Origin of the sequence: Streptococcus oralis, from assembly GCF_001588645.1 — a bacterium.
Lineage (GTDB): Bacteria > Bacillota > Bacilli > Lactobacillales > Streptococcaceae > Streptococcus > Streptococcus oralis_AB.
The window spans coordinates 107,661-131,103 of sequence record NZ_LAYF01000007.1; the positions used below are offsets into that span (position 1 = coordinate 107,661).

The following is a 23,443-nucleotide window of genomic DNA, read 5'->3' on the forward strand; positions in this document are numbered from 1 at the left end:
GGAGGAAATTATGAAGCGAGTACTATTATTAGCAGTGATACAGGCAGTCGTTCTCTTCTTTATTATTGGGGGCCTTGCCTATGCCTTTAAAGGCGATTTCTTTTACAACAATCTAGCAGTGGTTTTTGCACCTATTGCAGGAATCATGCGTTTTGCGACGGCCTATGCAACAGCGATTGTTCTGCCTAAAAAAGCGGCTGAAATCGCAGAAAAACGCAAAGAAGGTCAAGAATCAAAATAAGAAAATCCGATGGCGTCTTCATCGGATTTTTCGATGTTGTCACGATTTTTTAGCTCTTCGTTTTTATTTTTACAGACAATCAAACTTTTCTGCTGATTTTCATGAAGAGCCTGCCCTTTTATGGTAAAATAGTAACAGAATAAAAGAGGAGAGAAAACATGAAACGTAGTATGTATGCTGGTCGTGTTCGTGAGGAACACATCGGACAAGAAATGACCTTGAAAGGTTGGGTTGCCCGTCGTCGTGACCTGGGTGGCTTGATTTTTATCGACCTTCGTGACCGTGAAGGGATTATGCAGTTGGTTATCAACCCTGAAAAAGTATCAGAAGAGGTGATGACAACAGCTGAAAGCCTTCGTAGCGAATACGTCATCGAGGTGACTGGTCAGGTTGCAGCTCGTGAGCAGGCCAATGATAAATTGGCGACTGGAGCAGTTGAGCTGGATGTAACAGCTCTTACGGTTCTGAATACAGCCAAAACAACACCATTTGAAATCAAGGATGGTATTGAGGCAAACGATGATACCCGTCTACGTTACCGTTACCTTGACCTTCGTCGTCCAGAGATGTTGGAAAACCTTAAACTTCGTGCCAAGGTGACCCATTCTATCCGCAACTACTTGGATGAGTTAGAATTTATCGATGTGGAGACACCATTCCTTTCGAAATCAACGCCAGAAGGGGCGCGTGACTATTTGGTACCATCTCGTGTCAATAAAGGGCACTTCTACGCTCTTCCTCAGAGCCCACAAATCACTAAGCAACTCTTGATGAATGCTGGATTTGACCGTTACTACCAAATCGTCAAATGTTTCCGTGATGAAGACTTGCGTGGAGACCGTCAGCCTGAGTTTACCCAGGTCGACTTGGAAACATCCTTCCTTACGGAGCAAGAAATCCAAGATATCACAGAAGGCTTGATTGCGCGCGTGATGAAGGAAACAAAAGGCATCGAAGTAACGCTTCCATTTCCTCGTATGAAATACGACGATGCGATGGCTCTTTATGGTTCTGATAAACCTGATACTCGTTTTGACATGTTGCTTCAGGACTTGACAGAAGTTGTCAAGGGTGTTGATTTTAAAGTCTTTTCAGAAGCACCTGCTGTAAAAGCTATTGTAGTCAAAGGAGCTGCAGATAACTACTCACGTAAAGACATCGACAAGATGACCGAAGTAGCCAAACAGTACGGAGCCAAAGGTCTTGCTTGGGTCAAGGTAGTTGATGGAGAATTAAATGGACCAGTTGCCAAGTTCTTGACTGAGATCCAAGCAGATTTGACTGCAGCACTTGGTCTTGAAGATAAGGATTTGGTTCTCTTTGTGGCAGATACGCTTGAAGTGGCCAATGCAACACTAGGCGCCCTTCGTGGCCGTATCGCCAAAGAGCTTGACTTGATTGATAACGATAAATTCAACTTCCTTTGGGTAGTTGATTGGCCAATGTTTGAATGGTCTGAAGAAGAAGGCCGCTACATGAGCGCCCACCATCCGTTCACTCTTCCACAGGAAGAAACAGCTCACGAATTAGAAGGTGATTTGGCTAAGGTTCGTGCCATTGCTTACGATATCGTCTTGAACGGTTATGAGCTTGGTGGTGGTAGTCTTCGTATCAATCAAAAAGACCTTCAAGAACGCATGTTCAAGGCTCTTGGTTTCTCAGCTGAAGAAGCAAATGATCAGTTTGGCTTCCTTCTTGAAGCCATGGACTATGGTTTCCCACCACACGGTGGTTTGGCGATCGGTCTTGACCGTTTTGTCATGCTCTTAGCAGGAGAAGAAAACATTCGTGAAGTCATTGCCTTTCCTAAGAACAATAAGGCAACCGACCCAATGACACAAGCTCCATCAACAGTCGCTCTCAAACAACTAGAGGAACTAGAGATTCAATTGAAACCCTCTTGCTTTAACGTTTGAAATATTGAGTAGAAGAAGATGAAACAAGCAAAACGAATTAAGCGGTGGCGCTATTATCTGCGCCGCTTTGCTTATCAGATAAAAATCTTACGAGTTTTACAAAGTATCTCTCGGGAAAAATATGATGAGAAAGTATCGGCTTCTCTGGTTTATGGCTTTCTGTCAGCGGTAGCAGTCAATTTCTTTTTTCAACCAGGACACGTTTACTCCAGTGGGGCGACGGGTCTGGCACAGATTATCTCTGCCTTGAGTAATCACTGGTTTGGTTTTTACATTCCGATATCGCTAACCTTTTATGCTATCAATTTTCCGTTGATGATTTTGGCTTGGTATCAGATTGGGCATAAGTTTACAATCTTTACCTTTATCACAGTATCCATGAGTTCCCTCTTTATCCAGCTTGTGCCAGTTGTGACCCTGACAGAGGATCCCATCATCAATGCCCTTTTTGGGGGTGTTGTCATGGGCTTGGGGATTGGTTTTGCACTCCGTAACAATATTTCTAGCGGAGGTACAGATATCGTCAGTCTCACTATTCGAAAGAAAACAGGGAGAAATGTCGGTAGTATTTCTTTCTTAGTGAATGGGACGATTATGCTGATAGCAGGATTGACCTTTGGTTGGAAATACGCCCTCTACTCCATGATTACTATCTTTGTCTCCAGTCGTGTGACAGACGCGGTCTTTACAAAGCAAAAACGCATGCAGGCCATGATTGTGACCAATAATCCTGACAAGGTAATCGCAAAAATCCATAAAAAATTGCACCGCGGAGCAACCATGATCCACGATGCAGAAGGAACCTATAATCATGAGAGAAAAGCAGTCTTGATTACGGTTATCACACGAGCAGAGTTTAATGATTTTAAACACATCATGAAACAGGTCGATCCGACAGCCTTTGTCTCTGTATCCGAAAATGTCCACATCCTAGGACGATTCGTAGAAACAGACAATTAATAATACTCAAAAGACCAGCCTTGAAGCTGGTCTTTATTTTTCGATAATTTTGTGTCCAATCAACTGGCGGTAACAAATCTGTTTATTGTTTTTAGCATCGTTGATGATCTGGAGAATGGTTTCAAAGGAAACGCGCCCAAGTTCCAGACTATTGATATCGACATAAGCTACGAGGTCAAGTCGAGGATTGACAGAGTCGAAACTCAAGACAGGAACATCCAGTTTGTGCTTAGCGATATAGTCACAGACTCCTTCGGCTAGGAGACTGTCGGTTGTGATGATAGCATCAATCTGCGGATCGTGATTGAATAGGAGTTCACTGAACTGATACCCTTTTTCTTCTAGAAATTCGGTCGCAAAGTAGGTTAAGTTGGTATCAATCGGAAGTTGGTGTTGTTTGAGTGCGGACTCATAGCCGGTTAGACGATCTTGCGTTACGAAGAGTCGCTTTGTACCCCCGATAAAGGCAATTCGTTTGCATCCTTTTTTGATGAAATACTCTGTTGCATCAAAGCCCGCTTGTACATTGTCATTATCAACAAGAGGGATAAAGGGTGAAGTAGATTTTCCGAGAATGAGGAAAGGGAACTGCTCATCGGCTACTAGTTTGACCAGAGGGTCTTCTTCTTCAGCGTAGAGGAAAATCAAACCGTCAACACGCTTGCCATAAACCATCTGAGAAATCGCATTGAGACGTTCTTTCTCATCTTTCCCCGTTGCAATCTGAATAGCGTAGTGGTTTTCAGACGCGACTTGGGCGATACCACGAAGGACAGATGGGAAGAAAGGATTTTGGTAAAAGGCATCCGAGTCATCAGGGAGCACCAAGCCGATAACCTGAGTATAGCTACTTACCAAGCTACGAGCATTGAGGTTGGGATGGTAGTTGAGCTCCTTCATAGCCTTGCGAACTCGTTTTTTGGTTTCATCACTAATCGTTGATTTATTTTGAATGACGCGGGTAACAGTGGAAGGTGAGACACCTGCTGCTTTAGCCACATCTTTAATCGTCACGGGCATAAAAATCTCCTATTTATGATAATCTGGATCACGGAAATGTGTCTTGTAAAAAATAGTGACCAGATAAAGAACAAAAAGAATGTTTTGTACAGTGATAAGCGTTGTCATATTTTGGCCAAAAAGTCCCAAAATAAGCGTAATCAGAGTGGGTAATCCTAAACAGTTCAAGATAAAATGGTAGCACTCTTTAAATGTCCTAAATGAAAAGAGGCGTGATTTTTTGGTGATATAAAGGAGGAGACTAGCTCCAAGAGAGACAATGAAGAAATTCAATCCAAAGAGGAAGCTTGCACCAAGAACGAGAAAGAGACTGATATAGACCCGATTTTGTTGGTACCAATCTTTAGAAATGGCCTGGGTTAGATCTTCCTTACTCTGGAAACTCTCCGTTTGAATCGCGTGGTAGCGAATGCGAGTCAGTTCCTTACTTTCCTTACTGATGACGAGTTCTTCCGTATCAAAATGAAGTTGCAAGTCCTTTGGCAATTCTTTGTTTTGGCTCGGGCCAATCAAAAGAGAAGGCTGCTGATTCTTAGTGCCTGAGTAGTTCAGCTTTCCATCAACGATTTGTGCATTCTCTGACAAGTCCATGATGGCTTCATCTGTCAGTGGAGTATAGACATTATCGATAAAGGTATCCAGTGGATACGTTTCCTGTGAGCTGTTTTGAATGGCAATCGGAACCATAGACAAACTGATGAGGAAAATGCTCGTAAAGAGAAGCTGAAACCAGTTGAGGCCGAAACGTTTTGATAGGGGCTTACGAAATCCCCAGATACTAGAGAAATACGAGAATGGATATGGAAGCATAGGCATCTTTCTAAAAGTGTTTTCTATATGAGTATTATTATATAGAGAAATGTGCTTTATTTCAAGTCTAGGAAATCAATTATATATTGAAATAGGGTTTCAATAAGATTTGTAGAAGGGTGTCCAATCTTGTAGCTTTAGCAACAAGCTCCAAAATGAAAAAGGGTGGCGGGGATAGATTATCCCTTGTCGCCACCACTTGTAAGTCCTGAAACAAAGTTCTTTTGTAAGAAGAAGAAGAGTGTACAGATTGGAAGAGCGATGAGGATAGCACCTGCTGAGAAGTAGGCAATCTTCAAGTTCTTCGCATTGTTGACGAAGGTTTGGAGACCAACGGCAACTGTAAAGTATTCTTTCTCACGAAGCAAGAAACTAGAGAGGATATAGTCTCCGAAAGGTCCCATGAAGGCCCAGAGGGCTTGTACCGCAACCATTGGGCGAACAAGAGGGAGGACGATTTGCCAGAAGCGGCGGAAGTGTCCTGCACCATCAAGTTTTGCTGATTCATCAAGAGACATTGGTACGGTATCAAAGTAACCTTTCATCAACCAAGCGTTCATAGGGATACCACCACCGACATAGAGGAAGATGAGGAACCAGCTATGGTTAAGGGCGTTCAACATAAGTGCCATAACGAAGAAGGCAGTCAAAGCAGCCATGGTTGGCACCATTTGGATGATCAAGAAGAAAACCAAACTTTGTTTACGAGCCAAGAAGTTGTATCGGCTGTAGGCATAACCAGCAAGTACGATGATGCTTGTTTGGACAGCCATTGTAATCAAGGCGATGATCAAGGTATTGAGATACCAAGTGCCGTATAAGGTTTCAGTGAAGAGTCCTTTAAAGTTATCAAAACTAAAATCGACGTTACCATCTAGTTTAAAGGCTACCACGTTACCAGACTTGAAGGCTGACATAATGGTGATCAAAAGTGGATAAATAATGACGATTGATAAGCCAATCAAGTAGAGGTAAGTGAGGGTTTGAGTCAGTCTACGTTTGAGTTTGATTGAGTTATTCATCTTAGACGTCCTCCATATCAAATGCGTGTAGTTTCTTGAATGCAATCATAGAGATAGAGATGACAATGATGGAGATAATCAAGGTAACAGCTGCCGCCATAGAGTATTGTGGGGCTGTACCAGTTGTCAAACGGTAAATCCATGAAATCAAGATATCAGTTGAACCGGCTCCACCACCAACACTACCAGGTCCTCCACCATTGAAGAGGTACATGATAGAGAAGTTGTTAAAGTTGAAGGTGTATTGGCTAATCAATGTTGGAGCTGCAACAGCCAAGATCATTGGGAAAGTGATGTTGCGGAATTTTTGCCAAGCATTGGCACCATCGATGTAAGCCGCTTCGTAGAGGTCGTTAGGAATAGACTGCAAGATACCCAAGGTCAAAACGTAGATGTATGGGAATCCTAGCCAACCTTGCATCATAATCAAGGCAATCTTGGTCCAAGTCGGATCGGTTTTCCAAGGGATAAGAGCTCCATCTAGGAAAGGAAGAACCTTAGACAAAAGAGGCAAGACTTGGGTGTTGATGGCACCAACACTATCATTAAACATATTTGAGAATGTCAAGATAGTGATGAAGGCTGGAACTGCCCAAGGAAGAAGGAAAATAACACCGAAGATACGTTTTCCTTTGATAAATGGTTGGTTGGCAATGATTGCAGTAAAGATACCAATGACAATCTGCAAAGTAGAAGCAGATAGAGCCCAGATAATGGTCCAAGAAAGAACGGAACCAAAGGCTGAACGGAAGGTACTCAAACTCCAGATGTTAGTGAAGTTCGTTAAACCAACCCAGTCCAACAATTTGTTTGGTGGCAAGTGTTGGAAGTCGTAGTTGGTAAAGGCAATCATCAAGGTTACGATAACAGGGAAGATAATTGCAAATGTCATTGCTACATACGATGGGATGATTAAAAGGTATGGGAATCCATTTTCATAAATGCCTTTAATCATGTCCTTGAAGGTACGAGCTACGGGAATACCGTTGTTGATACGTTTAGCAGTCGTATGTGCATCCTTAATATTAAAGATGTAAAAAAGCAAGTAAACGACAACAAAGATAGAATGGAAGGCACCACGAATCAGCATGAAGAGTGAATTATCACGGCCAGGCTTGTCACCAAGGGTGACCAAATTGCTCAATTCAGGGGTTGCAAGTGTTAGAAAATACAGAACAAATAGAACAGTAATGCCAAGGAAAATAAATCCTTTAGCTTTTTGTTTGTTATAGATTTGTCCTAAACCAGGAATGATTGACAGCAAGGCTGCTTTGCGAGGCTGTTGTTTTTCCATGATTACTCCTTTCATAGGATGCGAGTTTAAACTCGGATTCAATCGTAAGATACGTACATCTGATAAGAAGCATATCTATAAATTCAAAGGGGGATTTTGCTTCCACCCCCCTTGAACAATTCAATTAGTTACCAAATTTTTGTTGGATTGTTTCCTTGATCAATGTTACAGCATCGTTAGCAGCTGTTTTCGCATCTTTCTTACCACTTACAGCATCAAAGAGCATAGTTTTTGCTGGATCCCAAACTGTTGACATTTGTGAGATGTTTGGCATTGGTTGAGCGTTCTTGAACTGTTTGATAACAGCTGTAGTCAACTCATCGTTTTTGCCTTCAGCATAAGTACGAGCCTCAGTGTTAGCTGGGATTTCGTTGGTTGCATCGTAGAATGCTTTTTGTTGTTCAGTTGAAACTAGGAAGTCTACAAATTTTTGAGCGCCTTCAAGGTTCTTAGTGCTTGATGGGATGATCCAAGCTTTACCACCACCGAATGCTGCGTAATCTTTACCGTTTGGAAGAGTTGGGATAGTCGCAACACCGTAGTTTACTTTAGCATCTTTAAAGGATTGAGCTTTCCAAGGACCATCGATGATAGCAGCTGTTTTACCTTCTTGGAATTGAGTTTGGATCAAGTTACCAGCACCTTCAGTATCTTGCATACCTTTAGGCCATTTTTCGTACCAAGATTTAGCGTATTCGATACCTTTGATTGCTCCGTCGTTTGCAAGACCGATATCTTTAGGATCTTTACCATTTTGACCGAATACATAACCACCGTTACCAGCAAGGAGTCCGTATGCGTAGTAGAAGTTTGTCCAGTCAGCTAGGAAGGCAGTAGTTTTGCCATCTTCACCAGCGAAGGCGTATTTGCTATCTTTAGCAAGGTTTTCTAAGTCAGCGAAAGTTTTTGGAGCTTCTTTTAGCAAGTCTTTGTTGTAGTACATTACGAGAGACTCGATAACGGCTGGAGCACCATAGACTTTACCACCAACAGTTACAAGAGATTTAGTAGTATCGTCTGTTTTCGCACCATCACTAAGAGTTACTTCTGAAAGTTGTCCGTCAGTACCAAGGCTACCTACACGGTCGTATGGAGCCATCATAACATCAGGGGCTTTACCAGATTGGTTGTCAAGTGAAAGGTTATCAAGACCACCCATTTGGTCTCCTGTTTTGATCGTAACTTTTACGCCAGATTCTTTTTCGTAAGCTTTTGCAGCTGATTCAGCGAAGGCTTTATATTGGTCTTCAACGTAGAAAGTGATTTCTTGTGCTTCTGAAGAGCTAGTATCAGCTGCTTTGTCAGCAGATTTGCTTCCGCAAGCTACCAAGAGCAAGCTAGCGAGAGTAGCAGTTCCGAGCACAGCAGCGCTCTTCATGAATTTAGATGACATAGTGTATTCCTCCTAAAGAATAACAGTATAATTTATTTAGAAAACGCAAACGTTTTCTTTTATGAGCCTAGTATAGCACAAATAGAAAACGGTTGCAAGCTTTTTTAAAAAGTTTTTTAAAAAAATTTTAAGGTTTCAAACATTTATTAAAGCCTTTATATAGGAAAAAACTTAAAATGTTTGTTTTTCTTGAATGGAAAATATATTAGGGAAACGATTGCGTAAATTCGGCTCATTTTTTCAGAAAATAGAGCAGATATTGGGAATGAATTATCTTAAATCAGAAAATCTTTAAAATTTTTTTGGCTCATTTCATAAAATATCAGTGGGAATAAGTTTTGTTTGATTAAAATAATTCAAAAAAATTTTTTAAAAACGCTTGCATTTGTGTTTGAAATACGCTATACTTAATTTAACGCAAACGTTTGCGCCTTGATTGCGCAACGTTTTATAACAAACACATGAGGTGCTATTATGAAAAAACGTCAAAGTGGTGTGTTAATGCACATCTCTTCTTTGCCAGGAACATACGGGATTGGATCATTTGGCCAGACTGCCTATGATTTCGTCGATTTCTTGGTTCGTACGAAGCAACGTTACTGGCAAATTCTCCCTCTTGGGACAACAAGCTATGGAGATTCTCCATACCAATCATTCTCGGCCTTTGCTGGAAATACGCATTTTATCGACCTTGATATCTTGGTAGAGCAAGGCTTGCTCGAAGCCAGTGATCTTAAAGGTGTTGACTTTGGTAGCGATGCATCTGAAGTTGACTATGCGAAGATTTATTATGCACGTCGTCCGCTTTTAGAAAAAGCAGTTAAACGCTTCTTGGAAGTGGGTGATGTCAAAGATTTTGAGAAGTTTGCTCAAGATAACCAATCATGGCTTGAACTCTTCGCAGAATATATGGCGATTAAAGAGCATTTTGACAATCTTGCTTGGACAGAATGGCCAGATGCAGATGCTCGTGCCCGTAAAGCTTCAGCGCTTGAAAGCTACCGTGAGAAATTGGCAGACAAGTTGGTTTACCACCGTGTGACTCAATATTTCTTCTTCCAACAATGGTTGAAATTGAAAGCTTACGCTAACGATAACCACATCGAAATCGTTGGGGACATGCCTATCTACGTAGCGGAAGATTCAAGCGACATGTGGGCAAATCCACACCTCTTCAAGACAGATGCCAATGGCAAAGCAACTTGCATTGCAGGATGCCCACCAGATGAGTTTTCTGCAACTGGTCAACTTTGGGGCAACCCAATCTATGACTGGGAAGCAATGGACAAAGACGGGTACAAATGGTGGATTGAACGCTTGCGCGAAAGCTTCAAAATCTACGATATCGTTCGTATCGACCACTTCCGCGGTTTCGAATCTTACTGGGAAATTCCTGCTGGTTCTGATACAGCAGCACCTGGTAAGTGGGTGAAAGGTCCAGGCTACAAACTCTTCGCAGCCGTTAAGGAAGAGCTTGGTGAGCTAAACATCATCGCAGAAGACCTTGGTTTCATGACAGATGAAGTCATCGAGTTGCGTGAACGCACTGGCTTCCCAGGAATGAAGATTCTTCAATTCGCCTTCAACCCAGAAGACGAAAGTATCGATAGCCCACACTTGGCACCTGCCAACTCTGTTATGTACACAGGAACACACGATAACAATACGGTCCTTGGTTGGTACCGTAACGAGATCGATGATGCGACACGTGAGTACATGGCTCGCTACACTAACCGTAAAGAATACGAAACAGTGCCACACGCTATGCTTCGTACAGTCTTTTCATCAGTTAGCTTCATGGCAATTGCAACTATGCAAGATTTGTTAGAATTGGATGAAACAGCTCGTATGAACTTCCCATCTACCCTTGGTGGAAACTGGTCTTGGCGTATGACTGAAGATCAATTGACACCAGCTGTTGAAGAAACTTTGCTTGACTTGACTACAATTTATCGCCGAATCAATGAAAATTTGGTAGAATTAAAGAAATAATACAATATCAGGAGACACCTTAAACATGTTATCACTACAAGAATTTGTACAAAACCGTTACAATAAAACCATTGCAGAATGTAGCAATGAAGAGCTTTACCTTGCTCTTCTTAACTACAGCAAGCTTGCTAGCAGCCAAAAACCAGTCAACACTGGTAAGAAAAAAGTTTACTACATCTCAGCTGAGTTCTTGATCGGTAAACTCTTGTCAAACAACTTGATTAACCTCGGTCTTTACGACGATGTGAAAAAAGAACTTGCAGCTGCAGGTAAAGAGTTGATCGAAATCGAAGAAGTAGAATTGGAACCATCACTTGGTAACGGTGGTTTGGGACGTTTGGCAGCCTGCTTTATCGACTCAATCGCTACACTTGGTTTGAATGGTGACGGTGTTGGTTTGAACTACCACTTCGGTCTTTTCCAACAAGTTCTTAAAAACAACCAACAAGAAACAATTCCTAACGCTTGGTTGACAGAGCAAAACTGGTTGGTTCGCTCAAGCCGTAGCTACCAAGTGCCATTTGCACACTTCACATTAACATCGACTCTTTACGATATCGATGTACCTGGTTACAAGACAGCTACTAAGAACCGCTTGCGTTTGTTTGACTTGGATTCAGTTGATTCTTCTATCATCGAAGATGGTATCAACTTTGACAAGACAGATATCGCTCGCAACTTGACTCTCTTCCTTTACCCAGACGATAGTGACAAACAAGGTGAATTGCTCCGTATCTTCCAACAATACTTCATGGTATCAAACGGTGCGCAATTGATCATTGACGAAGCGATCGAAAAAGGAAGCAACTTGCATGACCTTGCGGACTACGCTGTTGTACAAATCAACGATACTCACCCATCAATGGTGATTCCTGAATTGATCCGTCTCTTGACTGCGCGTGGTATCGAGCTTGATGAAGCAATCTCAATCGTACGTAGCATGACTGCCTACACTAACCACACAATCCTTGCTGAAGCCCTTGAAAAATGGCCTCTTGAATTCTTGGAAGAAGTGGTTCCTCACTTGGTACCAATCATCGAAGAATTGGACCGTCGTGTGAAAGCAGAATACAAAGATCCAGCTGTTCAAATCATTGATGAAAACGACCGCGTTCACATGGCTCACATGGATATCCACTACGGATATAGTGTTAACGGGGTAGCAGCACTCCACACTGAGATCTTGAAGAACTCAGAGTTGAAAGCTTTCTACGACATCTACCCAGAAAAATTCAACAACAAAACAAACGGTATTACATTCCGTCGTTGGCTCATGCATGCGAACCCAAGTTTGTCTCACTACTTGGATGAGATTATTGGAGAGGGTTGGCACCATGAAGCTGATGAGCTTGAAAAACTCTTGTCATACGAAGACAAGGCTGCTGTCAAAGAAAAATTGGAAAGCATCAAAGCTCACAACAAACGTAAATTGGCTCGTCACTTGAAAGAACATCAAGGTGTGGAAATCAATACAAACTCTATCTTTGATATCCAAATCAAACGTCTTCACGAGTACAAACGCCAACAAATGAACGCTTTGTATGTCATCCACAAATACCTTGATATCAAGGCTGGTAACATCCCTGCTCGTCCAATCACAGTCTTCTTTGGTGGTAAAGCAGCTCCTGCCTACACAATTGCCCAAGACATCATTCACTTGATCCTTTGCTTGTCAGAAGTGATTGCTAACGACCCAGCAGTAGCTCCACACTTGCAAGTCGTAATGGTTGAAAACTACAACGTTACTGCAGCAAGCTTCCTTATCCCAGCATGTGACATCTCAGAACAAATCTCACTTGCTTCTAAAGAAGCTTCAGGTACTGGTAACATGAAATTCATGTTGAACGGAGCTTTGACTCTTGGTACTATGGACGGAGCTAACGTGGAAATCGCTGAATTGGTTGGAGACGAAAACATCTACATCTTTGGTGAAGATTCTGAAACTGTTATCGACCTTTACGCAAAAGCAGCTTACAAATCAAGCGAATTCTACGCTCGTGAAGCCATCAAACCATTGGTTGACTTCATCGTCAGCGACGCTGTTCTTGCAGTAGGTAAGAAAGAACGCTTGGAACGTCTTTACAACGAATTAATCAACAAAGACTGGTTCATGACTCTCCTAGACTTGGAAGACTACATCAAGGTCAAAGAGCAAATGCTTGCTGACTACGAAAACCGTGACGCATGGTTGGATAAAGTCATTGTCAACATTGCCAAAGCAGGATTCTTCTCATCTGACCGTACAATCGCTCAGTACAACGAAGATATCTGGCACTTGAACTAAGAATTACATAATTTAAACCCGTACCTTGAAGGTGCGGGTTTTGTCTTATCTGAAAGATTTATTTACTTTGCTTTCCCAACTAGAATCTCTGCTTCAATGGTAATCTCAGTCAACTGAGTCCAGTCAATCTTACTTTGGTCAACGTGAAAGAGTAAGGGCGTCATGGCAAGCAGGGCTTGGCGTTGCTCTGCTGTGATGGATTTGGTCAGGGAGGTTATTTGGCGAGATTGGATGCTGAAATGTCCCTGGAAATGTTCTTTGATATCTTGGTTGGAATAATCCTTCTTTGTCAGCTGGTCCTGCGCCATTTGACGGATTTCTTTGAGGTGATTTTCAGTCGGGATGACCTTGATCAAGATGCCATCTTTGGATAAAACACGGCGAAATTCTCCATAATTGGCAGGCGAAAAGATGTCAAGCAGGATATCCATACTGGCGTCTTTTATAGGAAGACGGGCCAGGTCACCAACAAACCAGTTGACTGCCCAGTTGGGTTCACTCTTAGCAGCGATTTGGACTGAGTCTTTTGAAATATCAAAGGCATAGAAGGTCTTGTCAGGGTGACTTTCTTGGAGTTTACGAGAGTAGAATCCTTCGCCACAACCGATATCTAAAATTGTTTTGGCACTTTCTGAGTTTGCAAGTAAGTCTGAGATGGTTTCTAAGATAGTCTGATAAAAACCAGCTTCAAGGATTTGCTGGCGGTTTTGGAAATTTTCCTTGTCGTAGTTGGTGGATTGTTTGATTTGAGGAGCCAGATTGACATAGCCAAATTTTGCCAAGTCAAAAGAATGGCGGTTGCTACACTTGAGACTAGTTTCGACCAAGGTCAGATCTTCTTGGCAGATAGGGCAGGAAAAGGCAGTCGCAGTAGCAAAACGTTGAAGTTTGGGTTTGAGGTTTGTATTCATAGTTTTAGTCTAGCAAAAAAAAGACTGGATGGCAAATGCCTCCAGTCTGCTTTTTTAGTATGTAAGAACGAAGTATTTTTTCTTCCCGCGGCGGATAACAGTTAGTTTGTTTTCTAACTTATCTGCATCACTCAAGACATAGTCAAGGTCTTGGATACGGTCGCCGTTGACGTAGATGGCTCCATTTTGAACATCTTCACGGGCTTGGCGTTTTGAGTTAACCACACCAGATGACACGAGGAGTTCCACGATATTGTGGTTTTCGTCTGCTTGTACTTGGTAGTTTGGCACTCCACGAAGTCCTTGTTTGAGTTCTTTGACAGAAAGGTTTTTGATGTTTCCAGCAAAGAGTTGCTCAGTGATGTTAAGGGCTTCTTTGTAGGCTTCTTCTCCGTGAACAAGAGCTACGACTTCACGCGCAAGGACTTTTTGAGCCAAGCGTTCGTGTGGGGCTGCTTCGAACTGTTTGCGGATGTCTTCGATCTCATCAAGTGTCAAGAAAGTAAAGATCTTCAAGAAACGAACAGCATCGGCATCCATGACATTCATCCAGAATTGGTACATTTCGTATGGAGAAGTCTTTTCAGGGTTGAGCCAGACTGCGTTTCCTTCAGATTTACCAAATTTCTTACCAGTTGCGTCTGTAATGAGTGGGACAGTGATGACGTGACCAGTCTTGTCAGCCTTACGACGAAGCAATTCGGTACCAGCAGTCATATTTCCCCACTGGTCAGAACCACCGATTTGAAGGGTTACATTGTGCTCTTGGTTAAGGACATAGAAGTCGTACCCTTGCATGATTTGGTAGGCAAACTCAGTGTAAGAAATCCCTGTCTCGATCCGTTTTTTCACAGACTCCTTGCTCATCATGTAGTTGACAGTGAAGTATTTTCCGACATCACGGAGGAAGTCAATGAAGCTGATGCTGCCAAACCAGTCGTAGTTGTTGACCATGACAGCCTTATTTTCACCATTTTCAAAGTCAAGAAAACGAGAAAGTTGCCCTTGGATAGACTTGACCCAGCCCTCTACTGTGTCTTTTGTTTGGAGACTACGCTCAGCATCTTTGAAGGACGGATCTCCGATGAGACCTGTAGCACCGCCAACGAGCGCATATGGTTTATGACCTGCTAACTGCAAGCGACGACTGGTCAAGATTGCGACAAGGTGGCCGAGGTGAAGGCTATCAGCAGTTGGATCGTAGCCAGTATAATAAGAAACTTGACCTTCTTCTAGGGCTTTACGCAAAGCTTCTTCATCAGTCGTTTGAAAAATCAAACCACGCTCTTTTAGCTCATCAAAAATGTGCATGTGTCTTTTCTCCTTTATAAAATATTGTTTCTACCTATTGTATCACAAACTCGGACAATAGCCTAGTGGAATAGGGAAGAAAGTGGCTATTTTATTGAAAGTTTCCCTTTTATGGTATAATAGAGAAAGCGAGGACATTCATGAAAGAAAGAATTAATGAATTAAAAACAAAAATGCTGCATTTTTTCCAGCAGCTAATGCAACGAATTGCAAAATGGAAGAAAAGACTAGCAGAAAAACTGGCTAATAAGAAAACCGGTAAAAAGGGGACCTCTTCTGACAAAGTTGGAAGGGCAGGATCTAATTTTGCTAAGGTTTTGAGTGGGTTTAAAATAGTCTTTAACACTCTCTTTATCTTAGGTTTTATCGGTGGACTGTTTGGCGCTGGTGTAGCTATGGGTTATGGAGTCGCTCTATTTGACAAGGCTCAGGTGCCTCAAGCAGAAGAGTTGGTCAAGCAAGTGAAGGATATTGCCTCTATCTCAGAAATCACTTATTCTGACGGCAGTACCATTGCCTCGATCGAGGGTGATTTGTTGCGCACTTCAGTCGCTTCAGATGCTATCTCAGATAACCTTAAGAAAGCCATTGTTGCGACAGAGGACGAGCATTTCAATGAGCACAAGGGAGTTGTGCCTAAGGCCGTTATTCGTGCGACCTTGGGAACCTTTGTCGGTCTAGGCTCGTCTAGTGGTGGTTCGACCTTGACCCAGCAGGTCATCAAGCAACAAGTAGTGGGGGATGCTCCAACTCTAGCTCGTAAGGCTAAAGAGATTATTGATGCTCTTGCTTTAGAAAGGGCCATGGGTAAGGATGAGATTTTGACAACCTACCTTAACATAGCTCCTTTTGGTCGCAATCATAAAGGCCAAAATATTGCAGGTGCCCAGCAGGCTGCAGAAGGAATCTTTGGTGTCAATGCTTCGGATTTAACGGTCCCTCAAGCTGCCTTTATCGCAGGATTGCCACAGAGTCCAATCAGTTATTCTCCTTATGAATCTGATGGTAGCATGAAGAGTGATGAGGACATGGCTTTGGGAATTAAGCGTGCCAAGGATGTCCTCTACAATATGTACCGAACAGGGGCTCTAAGTCAGGAAGACTACGATAAGTACAAAGATTATGACTTTAAGAAAGACTTCCTACCATCAGGTAGTGTTAGTGGTACTTCGCGTGACTATCTCTACTATGCAACCTTGGCAGAAGCAACTGATCGTATGTATGACTACCTCGTCCAACGAGATAATGTTTCTGCGCAAGAATTAAAGAATGAGTCCATTCAGAAATCCTATCGTGATTTAGCCACTAAGGAAATTGAAAATGGTGGATATAAGATTACGACAACTATCAATAAAAATGTTCATGCTGCGATGCAAAATGCGGTTGCGACCTACGGCTATCTGCTAGATGATTCGACAGGCCAGCCTGAGGTGGGGAATGTCCTCATGGACAACCAAACGGGAGCTATCCTTGGATTTGTTGGTGGCCGTAATTATCAAGAAAATCAGAACAATCACGCTATTGATACCAAGCGTTCTCCTGCTTCGACTACTAAGCCGATATTGGCTTACAGTATTGCCATTGATCAAGGTCTGATGGGAAGTGCAAGTATCTTGTCAAACTATCCTACCAACTTCTCAAACGGGAATCCCATCATGTATGTCAATAGTCCTGGTACGGGCATGATGACATTGGGAGAAGCCCTTAACTACTCATGGAATATCCCAGCCTACTGGACGTATCGTACGCTTCGAGAGAAGGGTGTTGATGTCAAGGGCTATATGGAAAAAATGGGTTATGAAATCCCAGAATATGGGATTGAAAGTTTACCGATGGGTGGGGGGATTGACGTTACAGTTGCCCAGCATACCAACGGGTATCAAACTCTGGCTAACAATGGAGTTTACCATAAGAAACATATGATCGCTAAGATCGAGTCAACGGATGGCCGACTGGTATACGAGCACAAGGATGAGCCTGTCCAAGTTTATTCAAAAGCGACAGCAACCATCATGCAAAGTTTGCTTCGCGATGTTATTTCATCTCGGATTACTTCAAGTTTCCAGACGGATTTGACGACTATCAATCCATCCCTAGCTCGTGCTGACTGGATCGGAAAAACTGGTACGACCAATGAAGATGAAAATATGTGGCTCATGCTTTCTACACCTCGCTTGACTTTGGGTGGCTGGTTAGGTCACGATGACAACCGACCACTAGCCAAAGGAGCAGGCCACTACCGTAATGCCAACTATATGGCCCACTTGGTCAATGCTATCCAACAAGCTGAACCTGGAATATGGGGGAATGAGCGCTTTAATCTGGATCCAAGTGTGACCAAGTCACAAGTTCTCCGATCTACAGGGCAAAAACCGGGCAAGGTTTCCATCAATGGGAAAGAAATAGAAGTTTCTGGATCAACAGTAACGAGCTACTGGGCGACTAAAGAAGGTGCCCCTGTGACCACCTATCGCTTTGCTATTGGAGGAAGCGATGCAGATTATCTGAACGCATGGAAGAATATTCTAGGAAGCATTCCAGCAGTGACTCCTCCAAGCTCAAGTTCAAGCAGTAGCTCTGGAAGTTCAAGTTCGAGTGGCAATACTCAAAGTGGTTCTTCAGGACGTTCACGTTTATTTAATCGTTAAGAAAGAGTAGTGGCAAGGTTAGTAATTTCTCCTTGTTGCTACTTTTTTCTTTGTTGGTTTCGTGTTACAATAATAATATGAATCATTATCAGAAAAAGATTGTTAAGGGAACAGTATACTCGCTACTCTCAGGCCTAATCTGGGGGATTTGTGGGATTTTAGGAGAGTATTTTTTCACTCATTATCCAGTGTCTTCTGGATGGATTACTTCTATGCGTTTACTAGTGGCGGGGAGTTTGGTTTTAGGTCTATCTGCCTTTCAGTTGCGTAGCCGCTTGTTGGACATCTGGCGTGATAAGAAAAATTATCTACCTTTTTTAGCCTATGCTATTCTAGGTATTTTTTCTGTGCAGTTTTTCTTTTATCTCTGCGTTGAGTATTCCAATGCGACGACGGCGACCATTTTGCAATTTATCAGCCCAGTTTTTATCCTGTTTTACAATCGAATTATTTACCAGAAGAAGGCTTCAATTACAGCTGTTTTCTATGTTTTGATTGCCATGCTAGGTGTTTTTTTGATGGCTACAAAAGGGGATTTGTCCCAGTTGTCCATGACACCTTTGGCTCTAGTGACAGGTTTGCTTAGTGCAGTAGGGGTTATGTTTAATGTTATCCTACCCCAGCGTTTTGCACGGCGCTACGGATTTGTTCCGACTGTTGGTTGGGGGATGATTCTGGCAGGGCTCTTTAGTAATTTCCTTTACCCTATTTATCGGATAAGTTTTCAAGTGGATTTGGTAAGTGTGCTGATTTGTCTGACGATTGCCGTGTTTGGTACTGCTTTTGCCTTCTTTCTATCTATGAAGGCTGTGTCACTCGTTTCCCCGCTGGTTGTATCAGTGGTGAGTGCTAGCGAACCGCTCTCTTCAGCTTTATTAAGTGTTCTTTTTCTGGGATTGGTCATGGATGGTTTTTTGGCTTTAGCTATGGTGTTGATTATCGTTCCGATGATTTTCTTATCTGTTGAAGAAGCAAAACAAGCCAGGTAAAGATGATTATTTGATAGTTGAGGCTTCAAATTTGAAGCCTTTTTTGGTAGAATAGGTATCATTATAACGAACCAGGAGGCACCTATGACTGCTACAAAAATGAACGCCCAAGAAATTATCCAATTTATCGCCAATGCTGAAAAGAAAACCAGTGTCAAAGTAACTTTTGAGGGAGAACTTGCAACTGCTGTACCAAGCTCTGTTGTCAAACTAGGAAATGTTTTATTCGGAGACTGGAAGGATGTTGCTCCGCTTCTTGAAGGTTTAGTAGAAAATCAAGACTATATTGTTGAGCAAGATGCTCGTAATTCTGCAGTTCCTTTACTAGATAAACGTGATATCAACGCTCGTATTGAGCCAGGTGCTATTATCCGTGACCAGGTGGAAATTGGTGCCAATGCTGTTATCATGATGGGAGCTGTTATCAATATCGGTGCTGAAATCGGTGCTGGAACCATGATTGACATGGGTGCCATCCTTGGAGGTCGTGCTATCGTTGGGAAAAACAGTCACGTTGGTGCAGGTGCAGTTTTGGCAGGTGTGATTGAGCCAGCTAGCGCAGATCCAGTCCGTGTCGGAGACAATGTTCTTATCGGTGCCAATGCAGTGGTAATCGAAGGAGTTCAAATCGGCAGTGGTTCAGTTGTTGCAGCAGGAGCTATTGTTACCCAAGATGTTCCAGAAAACGTGGTAGTGGCAGGTGTTCCAGCTCGTATCATCAAAGAAATTGATGCCCAAACCCAACAAAAAACAGCGCTAGAGGATGCGCTTCGTACCTTGTAAAAATAAAAAGAGGCGGATACTTCTTCCAGCCTCTTTCTTCTATCAAAAGGAGGATCGATAGATGTTAGATTTGATTCAGACTAGACGAGATTTACACCAGATTCCAGAGATTGGCTTGGAGGAATTCAAGACTCAGGCTTATTTGCTGGATGTGATTGAGAAATTGACTACGGGCAAGGATTTTGTTCAAATTCGTACTTGGCGAACAGGGATTTTGGTCTACCTGCAGGGAAGTCAGCCGGAGCGAACCATTGGTTGGCGAACAGACATTGATGGTCTGCCTATTATCGAACAAACAGGTCTACCTTTTGCTTCTCAACACCAAGGTCGCATGCATGCCTGTGGCCATGATTTTCATATGACCATTGCCTTGGGCTGTCTCGAGCGTGCTCTTGAGGAGCAACCCAAGAATAATCTGCTTTTTCTGTTTCAACCTGCTGAAGAAAATGAAGCCGGTGGCATGCTCATGTATGAGGACGGTGCTTTTGGGGACTGGCTACCAGACCAATTTTATGGCCTCCATGTCCGTCCAGATCTGAAGGTTGGACAGATTGCGACCAATACACACACTCTCTTTGCAGGGACCTGTGAAGTGAAGATTCGTTTCAAAGGAAAAGGGGGGCACGCTGCTTTTCCACATGAGGCCAATGATGCCTTGGTGGCTGCTAGCTACTTTATCACTCAGGTGCAGTCAGTGGTTAGCCGCAATGTTAATCCAATCGAGGGAGCGGTGGTGACCTTTGGCCTTTTCCAAGCTGGAACAACCAATAATGTCATTACAGACACAGCATTTTTACATGGAACTATTCGCGCCTTGACTCAGGACATGAGCCTCTTGGTACAAAAAAGAGTCAAGACAGTCGCAGAAGGTGTTGCAGCAGCCTTTGATATGGAAGTCGAAGTAGAACTCAAGCAAGGAGGCTACCTCCCTGTTGAGAACAATCCAGCCTTGGCGCGTGAACTGATGGACTTTTTTGAAGAGAAAGACGGAATTGAGTTGATTGATATCGAGCCAGCTATGACTGGTGAGGACTTTGGTTATCTCCTTTCGAAGGTAGATGGCGTTATGTTTTGGCTGGGTATCGATAGTCCTTATGCCCTTCATCACCCTCAGATGAGTCCTAAGGAAGAAGCCTTAGCCATTGGAGTAGATGCGGTCTCTAGTTTCCTGAAAAAGAAGGCAGCAGAGTAGAGGAATTGTCTATGAAAGTAGAACTACGCAAGAAAATTTTGCAAGAAATGAAGGCTCTATCTCAGGAGCAAAAACAGGCTATGGATCGAGCTTTAACCGAGCGTTTCTTACGACATCCCTTTTACCAAGAAGCTAAGGTCATCGCAACCTATCTCTCCTTTCCGCATGAATTTCAAACGCAAGAACTGATTGAGCAGGCGCTGAAGGACGACAAAAAGGTTCTGATACCCAAAACCTATCCCAAGGGGCGCATGGAGTTTGTGGTCTATAATCCGCAGCAGTTGGTAAAAACTTCCTTTGGTTTACTGGAACCGCAAGGAGACTTGGAAGTTGTGGAACCGTCTCAGATTGATTTAATCCATGTTCCGGGCTTGGCTTTTACAACAGAGGGCTATCGAATCGGATATGGTGGAGGATACTACGACCGCTATCTGGAACATTTTGCTGGGCAGAGCCTGAGTACAATCTATCCTTGTCAAGTTCAGGAGTTTAATTCGGAAAACCATGATATTCCCGTACAGGAGGTGTTAATCTATGAAGGAAATCTTTGATAAACGTTATCCTGTTACTAGTTTCTTCCTCCTAGTAACCGCATTGGTCTTTCTCTTGATGTTGGTTCTTACAGGTTTAAATTTTGAACGAGCAGATACCTTGCTTCAGTTTGGAGCCATGTATGGACCGATCATTCGCCTGTTCCCAGAGCAGATTTGGCGCCTTTTTTCGGCTATATTTGTGCATATCGGATGGGAGCATTTCATTGTCAATATGATTTCGCTCTACTTTCTTGGACGACAGGTTGAGGAGATTTTCGGCTCCAAGCAGTTCTTCCTTCTCTATCTCTTATCAGGAATGATGGGCAATCTCTTTGTTTTTGCTTTCACACCGAAAGTTGTAGCAGCAGGAGCATCCACTTCTCTTTACGGACTATTTGCTGCGATTATCGTTTTGCGCTATGCGACTCGCAACCCCTATATCCAGCAGTTGGGGCAATCCTATCTGACACTTTTGGTGATAAATATCATTGGAAGTATTCTGATTCCAGGAATTAGCCTAGCAGGCCATATCGGAGGTGCAGTAGGAGGTGCTTTTCTGGCAGTTATCTTTCCAGTCAAATGGGAGAGAAGGATGTATAGTACCAGCCAGCGAATCGGAGCAACTGTACTTTTTATCGCACTAGCTATTTTCCTATGCTATAAGGGAATGAGCTATGTGTAGGGATGGAATAGTTAAAAAGCTACTCAAAAAATGAGTAGCTTTTTTTGGAACCATTCGAAACAACACAGCTCTAAAACAGCATTGTTATTGCTTCAACTACTGTCGGAGTTTTGGAACCATTCGAAACAACACAGCTCTAAAACAAAGGAAATATAAGGTTATTGTGAGTGGGTGTTTTGGAACCATTCGAAACAACACAGCTCTAAAACAAACGCTCCCTATTTCATGTACATTCAATCGTTTTGGAACCATTCGAAACAACACAGCTCTAAAACATATTGAGCTGACAATCCAGTTAAATAGGAGTTTTGGAACCATTCGAAACAACACAGCTCTAAAACATCAACTTGTCTAAACGTTTCACAATCCCAGTTTTGGAACCATTCGAAACAACACAGCTCTAAAACATTCAATCCAGCCACTTCCCTATCGATGCGGTTTTGGAACCATTCGAAACAACACAGCTCTAAAACCAAGCAAGCAGAACGCAGAGAGCAAGCGGAGTTTTGGAACCATTCGAAACAACACAGCTCTAAAACTATGCTTAAAGCTGGAGCTCTGACGGTTGAGTTTTGGAACCATTCGAAACAACACAGCTCTAAAACCAACTGGACAGCTCTCTTTGATAATGTGAGTTTTGGAACCATTCGAAACAACACAGCTCTAAAACAAAGGAAATATAAGGTTATTGTGAGTGGGTGTTTTGGAACCATTCGAAACAACACAGCTCTAAAACAAACGCTCCCTATTTCATGTACATTCAATCGTTTTGGAACCATTCGAAACAACACAGCTCTAAAACACAAAGTCAATATGAGCTTAATAGAGAGTTGTTTTGGAACCATTCGAAACAACACAGCTCTAAAACTAAAGAAGACTGGACGAAAGTTTGGAGTTAGTTTTGGAACCATTCGAAACAACACAGCTCTAAAACAAGTAGAATTTTCTAAAGAAATCAAAATACGTTTTGGAACCATTCGAAACAACACAGCTCTAAAACCCTCCTTTCGTCAAAATCGCTTAGTTTTTAGTTTTGGAACCATTCGAAACAACACAGCTCTAAAACACATTGTCAGCGGTGCGCTGATTTCTGGGAGTTTTGGAACCATTCGAAACAACACAGCTCTAAAACCAATGTCCGGAAGAATGTTCTTGCGTACGTGTTTTGGAACCATTCGAAACAACTCAGCTCTAAAACTCTAAGTTTCATTTTTTTATTTTCCTGATTGTTTTGGAACCATTCGAAACAACACAGCTCTAAAACTTTGTCCGGGATTGTTTTCCCTGCTGCAAAGTTTTGGAACCATTCGAAACAACACAGCTCTAAAACCTTCACTTGCGGCTATACAGGAAAACTGAAGTTTTGGAACCATTCGAAACAACACAGCTCTAAAACAAGGATTTCTTCTGCGGAGTTATGTTCCGGGTTTTGGAACCATTCGAAACAACACAGCTCTAAAAC

At 42.6% G+C, this 23,443-nt stretch carries 18 protein-coding genes and 1 CRISPR repeat array; of the genes, 11 read left to right on the forward strand and 7 right to left on the reverse strand.

Annotation, left to right across the window (positions count from 1 at the left end; genetic code table 11):
• Positions 1-10 precede the first annotated feature (10 nt).
• The 3 genes from A0739_RS06835 to A0739_RS06845 all read left to right on the forward strand — a co-directional run bounded on the left by A0739_RS06835 (position 11) and on the right by A0739_RS06845 (position 3,117).
• Positions 11-241 carry a hypothetical protein gene (locus tag A0739_RS06835; RefSeq protein WP_061587484.1) on the forward strand — a complete coding sequence of 77 codons (231 nt, stop codon included), beginning with the start codon at positions 11-13 and terminating at the stop codon, positions 239-241.
• A 158-nt stretch (positions 242-399) separates the two neighbouring features.
• Positions 400-2,157, forward strand: coding sequence for an aspartate--tRNA ligase (aspS, locus tag A0739_RS06840; RefSeq protein ID WP_061587485.1), 1,758 nt, complete (start codon positions 400-402; stop codon positions 2,155-2,157).
• An 18-nt stretch (positions 2,158-2,175) separates the two neighbouring features.
• Positions 2,176-3,117, forward strand: coding sequence for a YitT family protein (locus tag A0739_RS06845; protein ID WP_000806300.1), 942 nt, complete (start codon positions 2,176-2,178; stop codon positions 3,115-3,117).
• A gap of 33 nt (positions 3,118-3,150) precedes the next feature.
• On the opposite strand, the gene A0739_RS06850 is transcribed toward A0739_RS06845, so the two are convergent.
• The 5 genes from A0739_RS06850 to A0739_RS06870 all read right to left on the reverse strand — a co-directional run bounded on the left by A0739_RS06850 (position 3,151) and on the right by A0739_RS06870 (position 8,656).
• Positions 3,151-4,137, reverse strand: coding sequence for a LacI family DNA-binding transcriptional regulator (locus A0739_RS06850; RefSeq protein WP_001145427.1), 987 nt, complete (start codon positions 4,135-4,137; stop codon positions 3,151-3,153).
• Positions 4,138-4,146: 9 nt separating this feature from the next.
• Positions 4,147-4,947, reverse strand: coding sequence for a DUF1189 domain-containing protein (locus A0739_RS06855; protein ID WP_061587486.1), 801 nt, complete (start codon positions 4,945-4,947; stop codon positions 4,147-4,149).
• Between the two features lie 179 nt (positions 4,948-5,126).
• The gene (locus A0739_RS06860; protein WP_001065650.1) at positions 5,127-5,969 is read right to left on the reverse strand and encodes a sugar ABC transporter permease; all 843 of its coding nucleotides are present in this window, start codon (positions 5,967-5,969) and stop codon (positions 5,127-5,129) included.
• A 1-nt stretch (position 5,970) separates the two neighbouring features.
• On the reverse strand, positions 5,971-7,263 hold the full coding sequence (locus A0739_RS06865; RefSeq protein ID WP_000414940.1) for a sugar ABC transporter permease: 1,293 nt from the start codon (positions 7,261-7,263) through the stop codon (positions 5,971-5,973).
• Between the two features lie 124 nt (positions 7,264-7,387).
• The gene (locus A0739_RS06870) at positions 7,388-8,656 is read right to left on the reverse strand and encodes an extracellular solute-binding protein (RefSeq protein ID WP_000095456.1); all 1,269 of its coding nucleotides are present in this window, start codon (positions 8,654-8,656) and stop codon (positions 7,388-7,390) included.
• Positions 8,657-9,130: 474 nt separating this feature from the next.
• Between A0739_RS06870 and malQ the strand changes: the two genes are divergently transcribed.
• Both malQ and glgP read left to right on the forward strand, forming a co-directional pair.
• Complete coding sequence (gene malQ, locus A0739_RS06875; RefSeq protein ID WP_061587487.1) at positions 9,131-10,648, forward strand: 4-alpha-glucanotransferase; 1,518 nt, start codon at positions 9,131-9,133, stop codon at positions 10,646-10,648.
• Between the two features lie 25 nt (positions 10,649-10,673).
• Positions 10,674-12,932: a glycogen/starch/alpha-glucan family phosphorylase gene (glgP, locus tag A0739_RS06880; protein WP_061587488.1), complete on the forward strand. Its 2,259-nt coding sequence runs from the start codon at positions 10,674-10,676 to the stop codon at positions 12,930-12,932.
• Positions 12,933-12,994: 62 nt separating this feature from the next.
• Here the strand turns inward: glgP and A0739_RS06885 are convergent, their stop codons facing one another.
• Both A0739_RS06885 and tyrS read right to left on the reverse strand, forming a co-directional pair.
• On the reverse strand, positions 12,995-13,843 hold the full coding sequence (locus tag A0739_RS06885) for a putative RNA methyltransferase (protein ID WP_061587489.1): 849 nt from the start codon (positions 13,841-13,843) through the stop codon (positions 12,995-12,997).
• A gap of 54 nt (positions 13,844-13,897) precedes the next feature.
• A complete protein-coding gene (tyrS, locus tag A0739_RS06890) occupies positions 13,898-15,154 on the reverse strand; it encodes a tyrosine--tRNA ligase (protein ID WP_061587490.1) in 1,257 nt (418 codons plus the stop codon).
• A gap of 140 nt (positions 15,155-15,294) precedes the next feature.
• Between tyrS and pbp1b the strand changes: the two genes are divergently transcribed.
• The 6 genes from pbp1b to A0739_RS06920 all read left to right on the forward strand — a co-directional run bounded on the left by pbp1b (position 15,295) and on the right by A0739_RS06920 (position 21,981).
• On the forward strand, positions 15,295-17,802 hold the full coding sequence (pbp1b, locus tag A0739_RS06895; RefSeq protein ID WP_061587491.1) for a penicillin-binding protein PBP1B: 2,508 nt from the start codon (positions 15,295-15,297) through the stop codon (positions 17,800-17,802).
• Positions 17,803-17,879: 77 nt separating this feature from the next.
• Positions 17,880-18,791 carry a DMT family transporter gene (locus tag A0739_RS06900; RefSeq protein WP_061587501.1) on the forward strand — a complete coding sequence of 304 codons (912 nt, stop codon included), beginning with the start codon at positions 17,880-17,882 and terminating at the stop codon, positions 18,789-18,791.
• 84 nt (positions 18,792-18,875) lie between these two features.
• Positions 18,876-19,574: a 2,3,4,5-tetrahydropyridine-2,6-dicarboxylate N-acetyltransferase gene (dapD, locus tag A0739_RS06905; protein WP_061587492.1), complete on the forward strand. Its 699-nt coding sequence runs from the start codon at positions 18,876-18,878 to the stop codon at positions 19,572-19,574.
• 61 nt (positions 19,575-19,635) lie between these two features.
• Positions 19,636-20,766, forward strand: coding sequence for an N-acetyldiaminopimelate deacetylase (locus A0739_RS06910; protein ID WP_061587493.1), 1,131 nt, complete (start codon positions 19,636-19,638; stop codon positions 20,764-20,766).
• An 11-nt stretch (positions 20,767-20,777) separates the two neighbouring features.
• Positions 20,778-21,317 (forward strand): 5-formyltetrahydrofolate cyclo-ligase, encoded by a 540-nt coding sequence (locus tag A0739_RS06915; RefSeq protein ID WP_061587494.1) that lies wholly within the window; start codon positions 20,778-20,780, stop codon positions 21,315-21,317.
• The gene (locus A0739_RS06920; RefSeq protein WP_061587495.1) at positions 21,301-21,981 is read left to right on the forward strand and encodes a rhomboid family intramembrane serine protease; all 681 of its coding nucleotides are present in this window, start codon (positions 21,301-21,303) and stop codon (positions 21,979-21,981) included. The genes A0739_RS06915 and A0739_RS06920 overlap by 17 nt, the downstream gene beginning before the upstream one ends.
• A 41-nt stretch (positions 21,982-22,022) precedes the next feature.
• A CRISPR array of direct repeats spans positions 22,023-23,443; the repeat unit is 36 nt; unit sequence GTTTTGGAACCATTCGAAACAACACAGCTCTAAAAC.

Bases quoted from the DNA above. Each gene is read 5' to 3' on its own strand.
- A0739_RS06835 (WP_061587484.1), top strand. From the start codon at position 11: ATGAAGCGAGTACTATTATTAGCAGTGATACAGGCAGTCGTTCTCTTC.
- aspS (WP_061587485.1), top strand. From the start codon at position 400: ATGAAACGTAGTATGTATGCTGGTCGTGTTCGTGAGGAACACATCGGA.
- A0739_RS06845 (WP_000806300.1), top strand. From the start codon at position 2,176: ATGAAACAAGCAAAACGAATTAAGCGGTGGCGCTATTATCTGCGCCGC.
- A0739_RS06850 (WP_001145427.1), bottom strand. From the start codon at position 4,137: ATGCCCGTGACGATTAAAGATGTGGCTAAAGCAGCAGGTGTCTCACCT.
- A0739_RS06855 (WP_061587486.1), bottom strand. From the start codon at position 4,947: ATGCTTCCATATCCATTCTCGTATTTCTCTAGTATCTGGGGATTTCGT.
- A0739_RS06860 (WP_001065650.1), bottom strand. From the start codon at position 5,969: ATGAATAACTCAATCAAACTCAAACGTAGACTGACTCAAACCCTCACT.
- A0739_RS06865 (WP_000414940.1), bottom strand. From the start codon at position 7,263: ATGGAAAAACAACAGCCTCGCAAAGCAGCCTTGCTGTCAATCATTCCT.
- A0739_RS06870 (WP_000095456.1), bottom strand. From the start codon at position 8,656: ATGTCATCTAAATTCATGAAGAGCGCTGCTGTGCTCGGAACTGCTACT.
- malQ (WP_061587487.1), top strand. From the start codon at position 9,131: ATGAAAAAACGTCAAAGTGGTGTGTTAATGCACATCTCTTCTTTGCCA.
- glgP (WP_061587488.1), top strand. From the start codon at position 10,674: ATGTTATCACTACAAGAATTTGTACAAAACCGTTACAATAAAACCATT.
- A0739_RS06885 (WP_061587489.1), bottom strand. From the start codon at position 13,843: ATGAATACAAACCTCAAACCCAAACTTCAACGTTTTGCTACTGCGACT.
- tyrS (WP_061587490.1), bottom strand. From the start codon at position 15,154: ATGCACATTTTTGATGAGCTAAAAGAGCGTGGTTTGATTTTTCAAACG.
- pbp1b (WP_061587491.1), top strand. From the start codon at position 15,295: ATGAAAGAAAGAATTAATGAATTAAAAACAAAAATGCTGCATTTTTTC.
- A0739_RS06900 (WP_061587501.1), top strand. From the start codon at position 17,880: ATGAATCATTATCAGAAAAAGATTGTTAAGGGAACAGTATACTCGCTA.
- dapD (WP_061587492.1), top strand. From the start codon at position 18,876: ATGACTGCTACAAAAATGAACGCCCAAGAAATTATCCAATTTATCGCC.
- A0739_RS06910 (WP_061587493.1), top strand. From the start codon at position 19,636: ATGTTAGATTTGATTCAGACTAGACGAGATTTACACCAGATTCCAGAG.
- A0739_RS06915 (WP_061587494.1), top strand. From the start codon at position 20,778: ATGAAAGTAGAACTACGCAAGAAAATTTTGCAAGAAATGAAGGCTCTA.
- A0739_RS06920 (WP_061587495.1), top strand. From the start codon at position 21,301: ATGAAGGAAATCTTTGATAAACGTTATCCTGTTACTAGTTTCTTCCTC.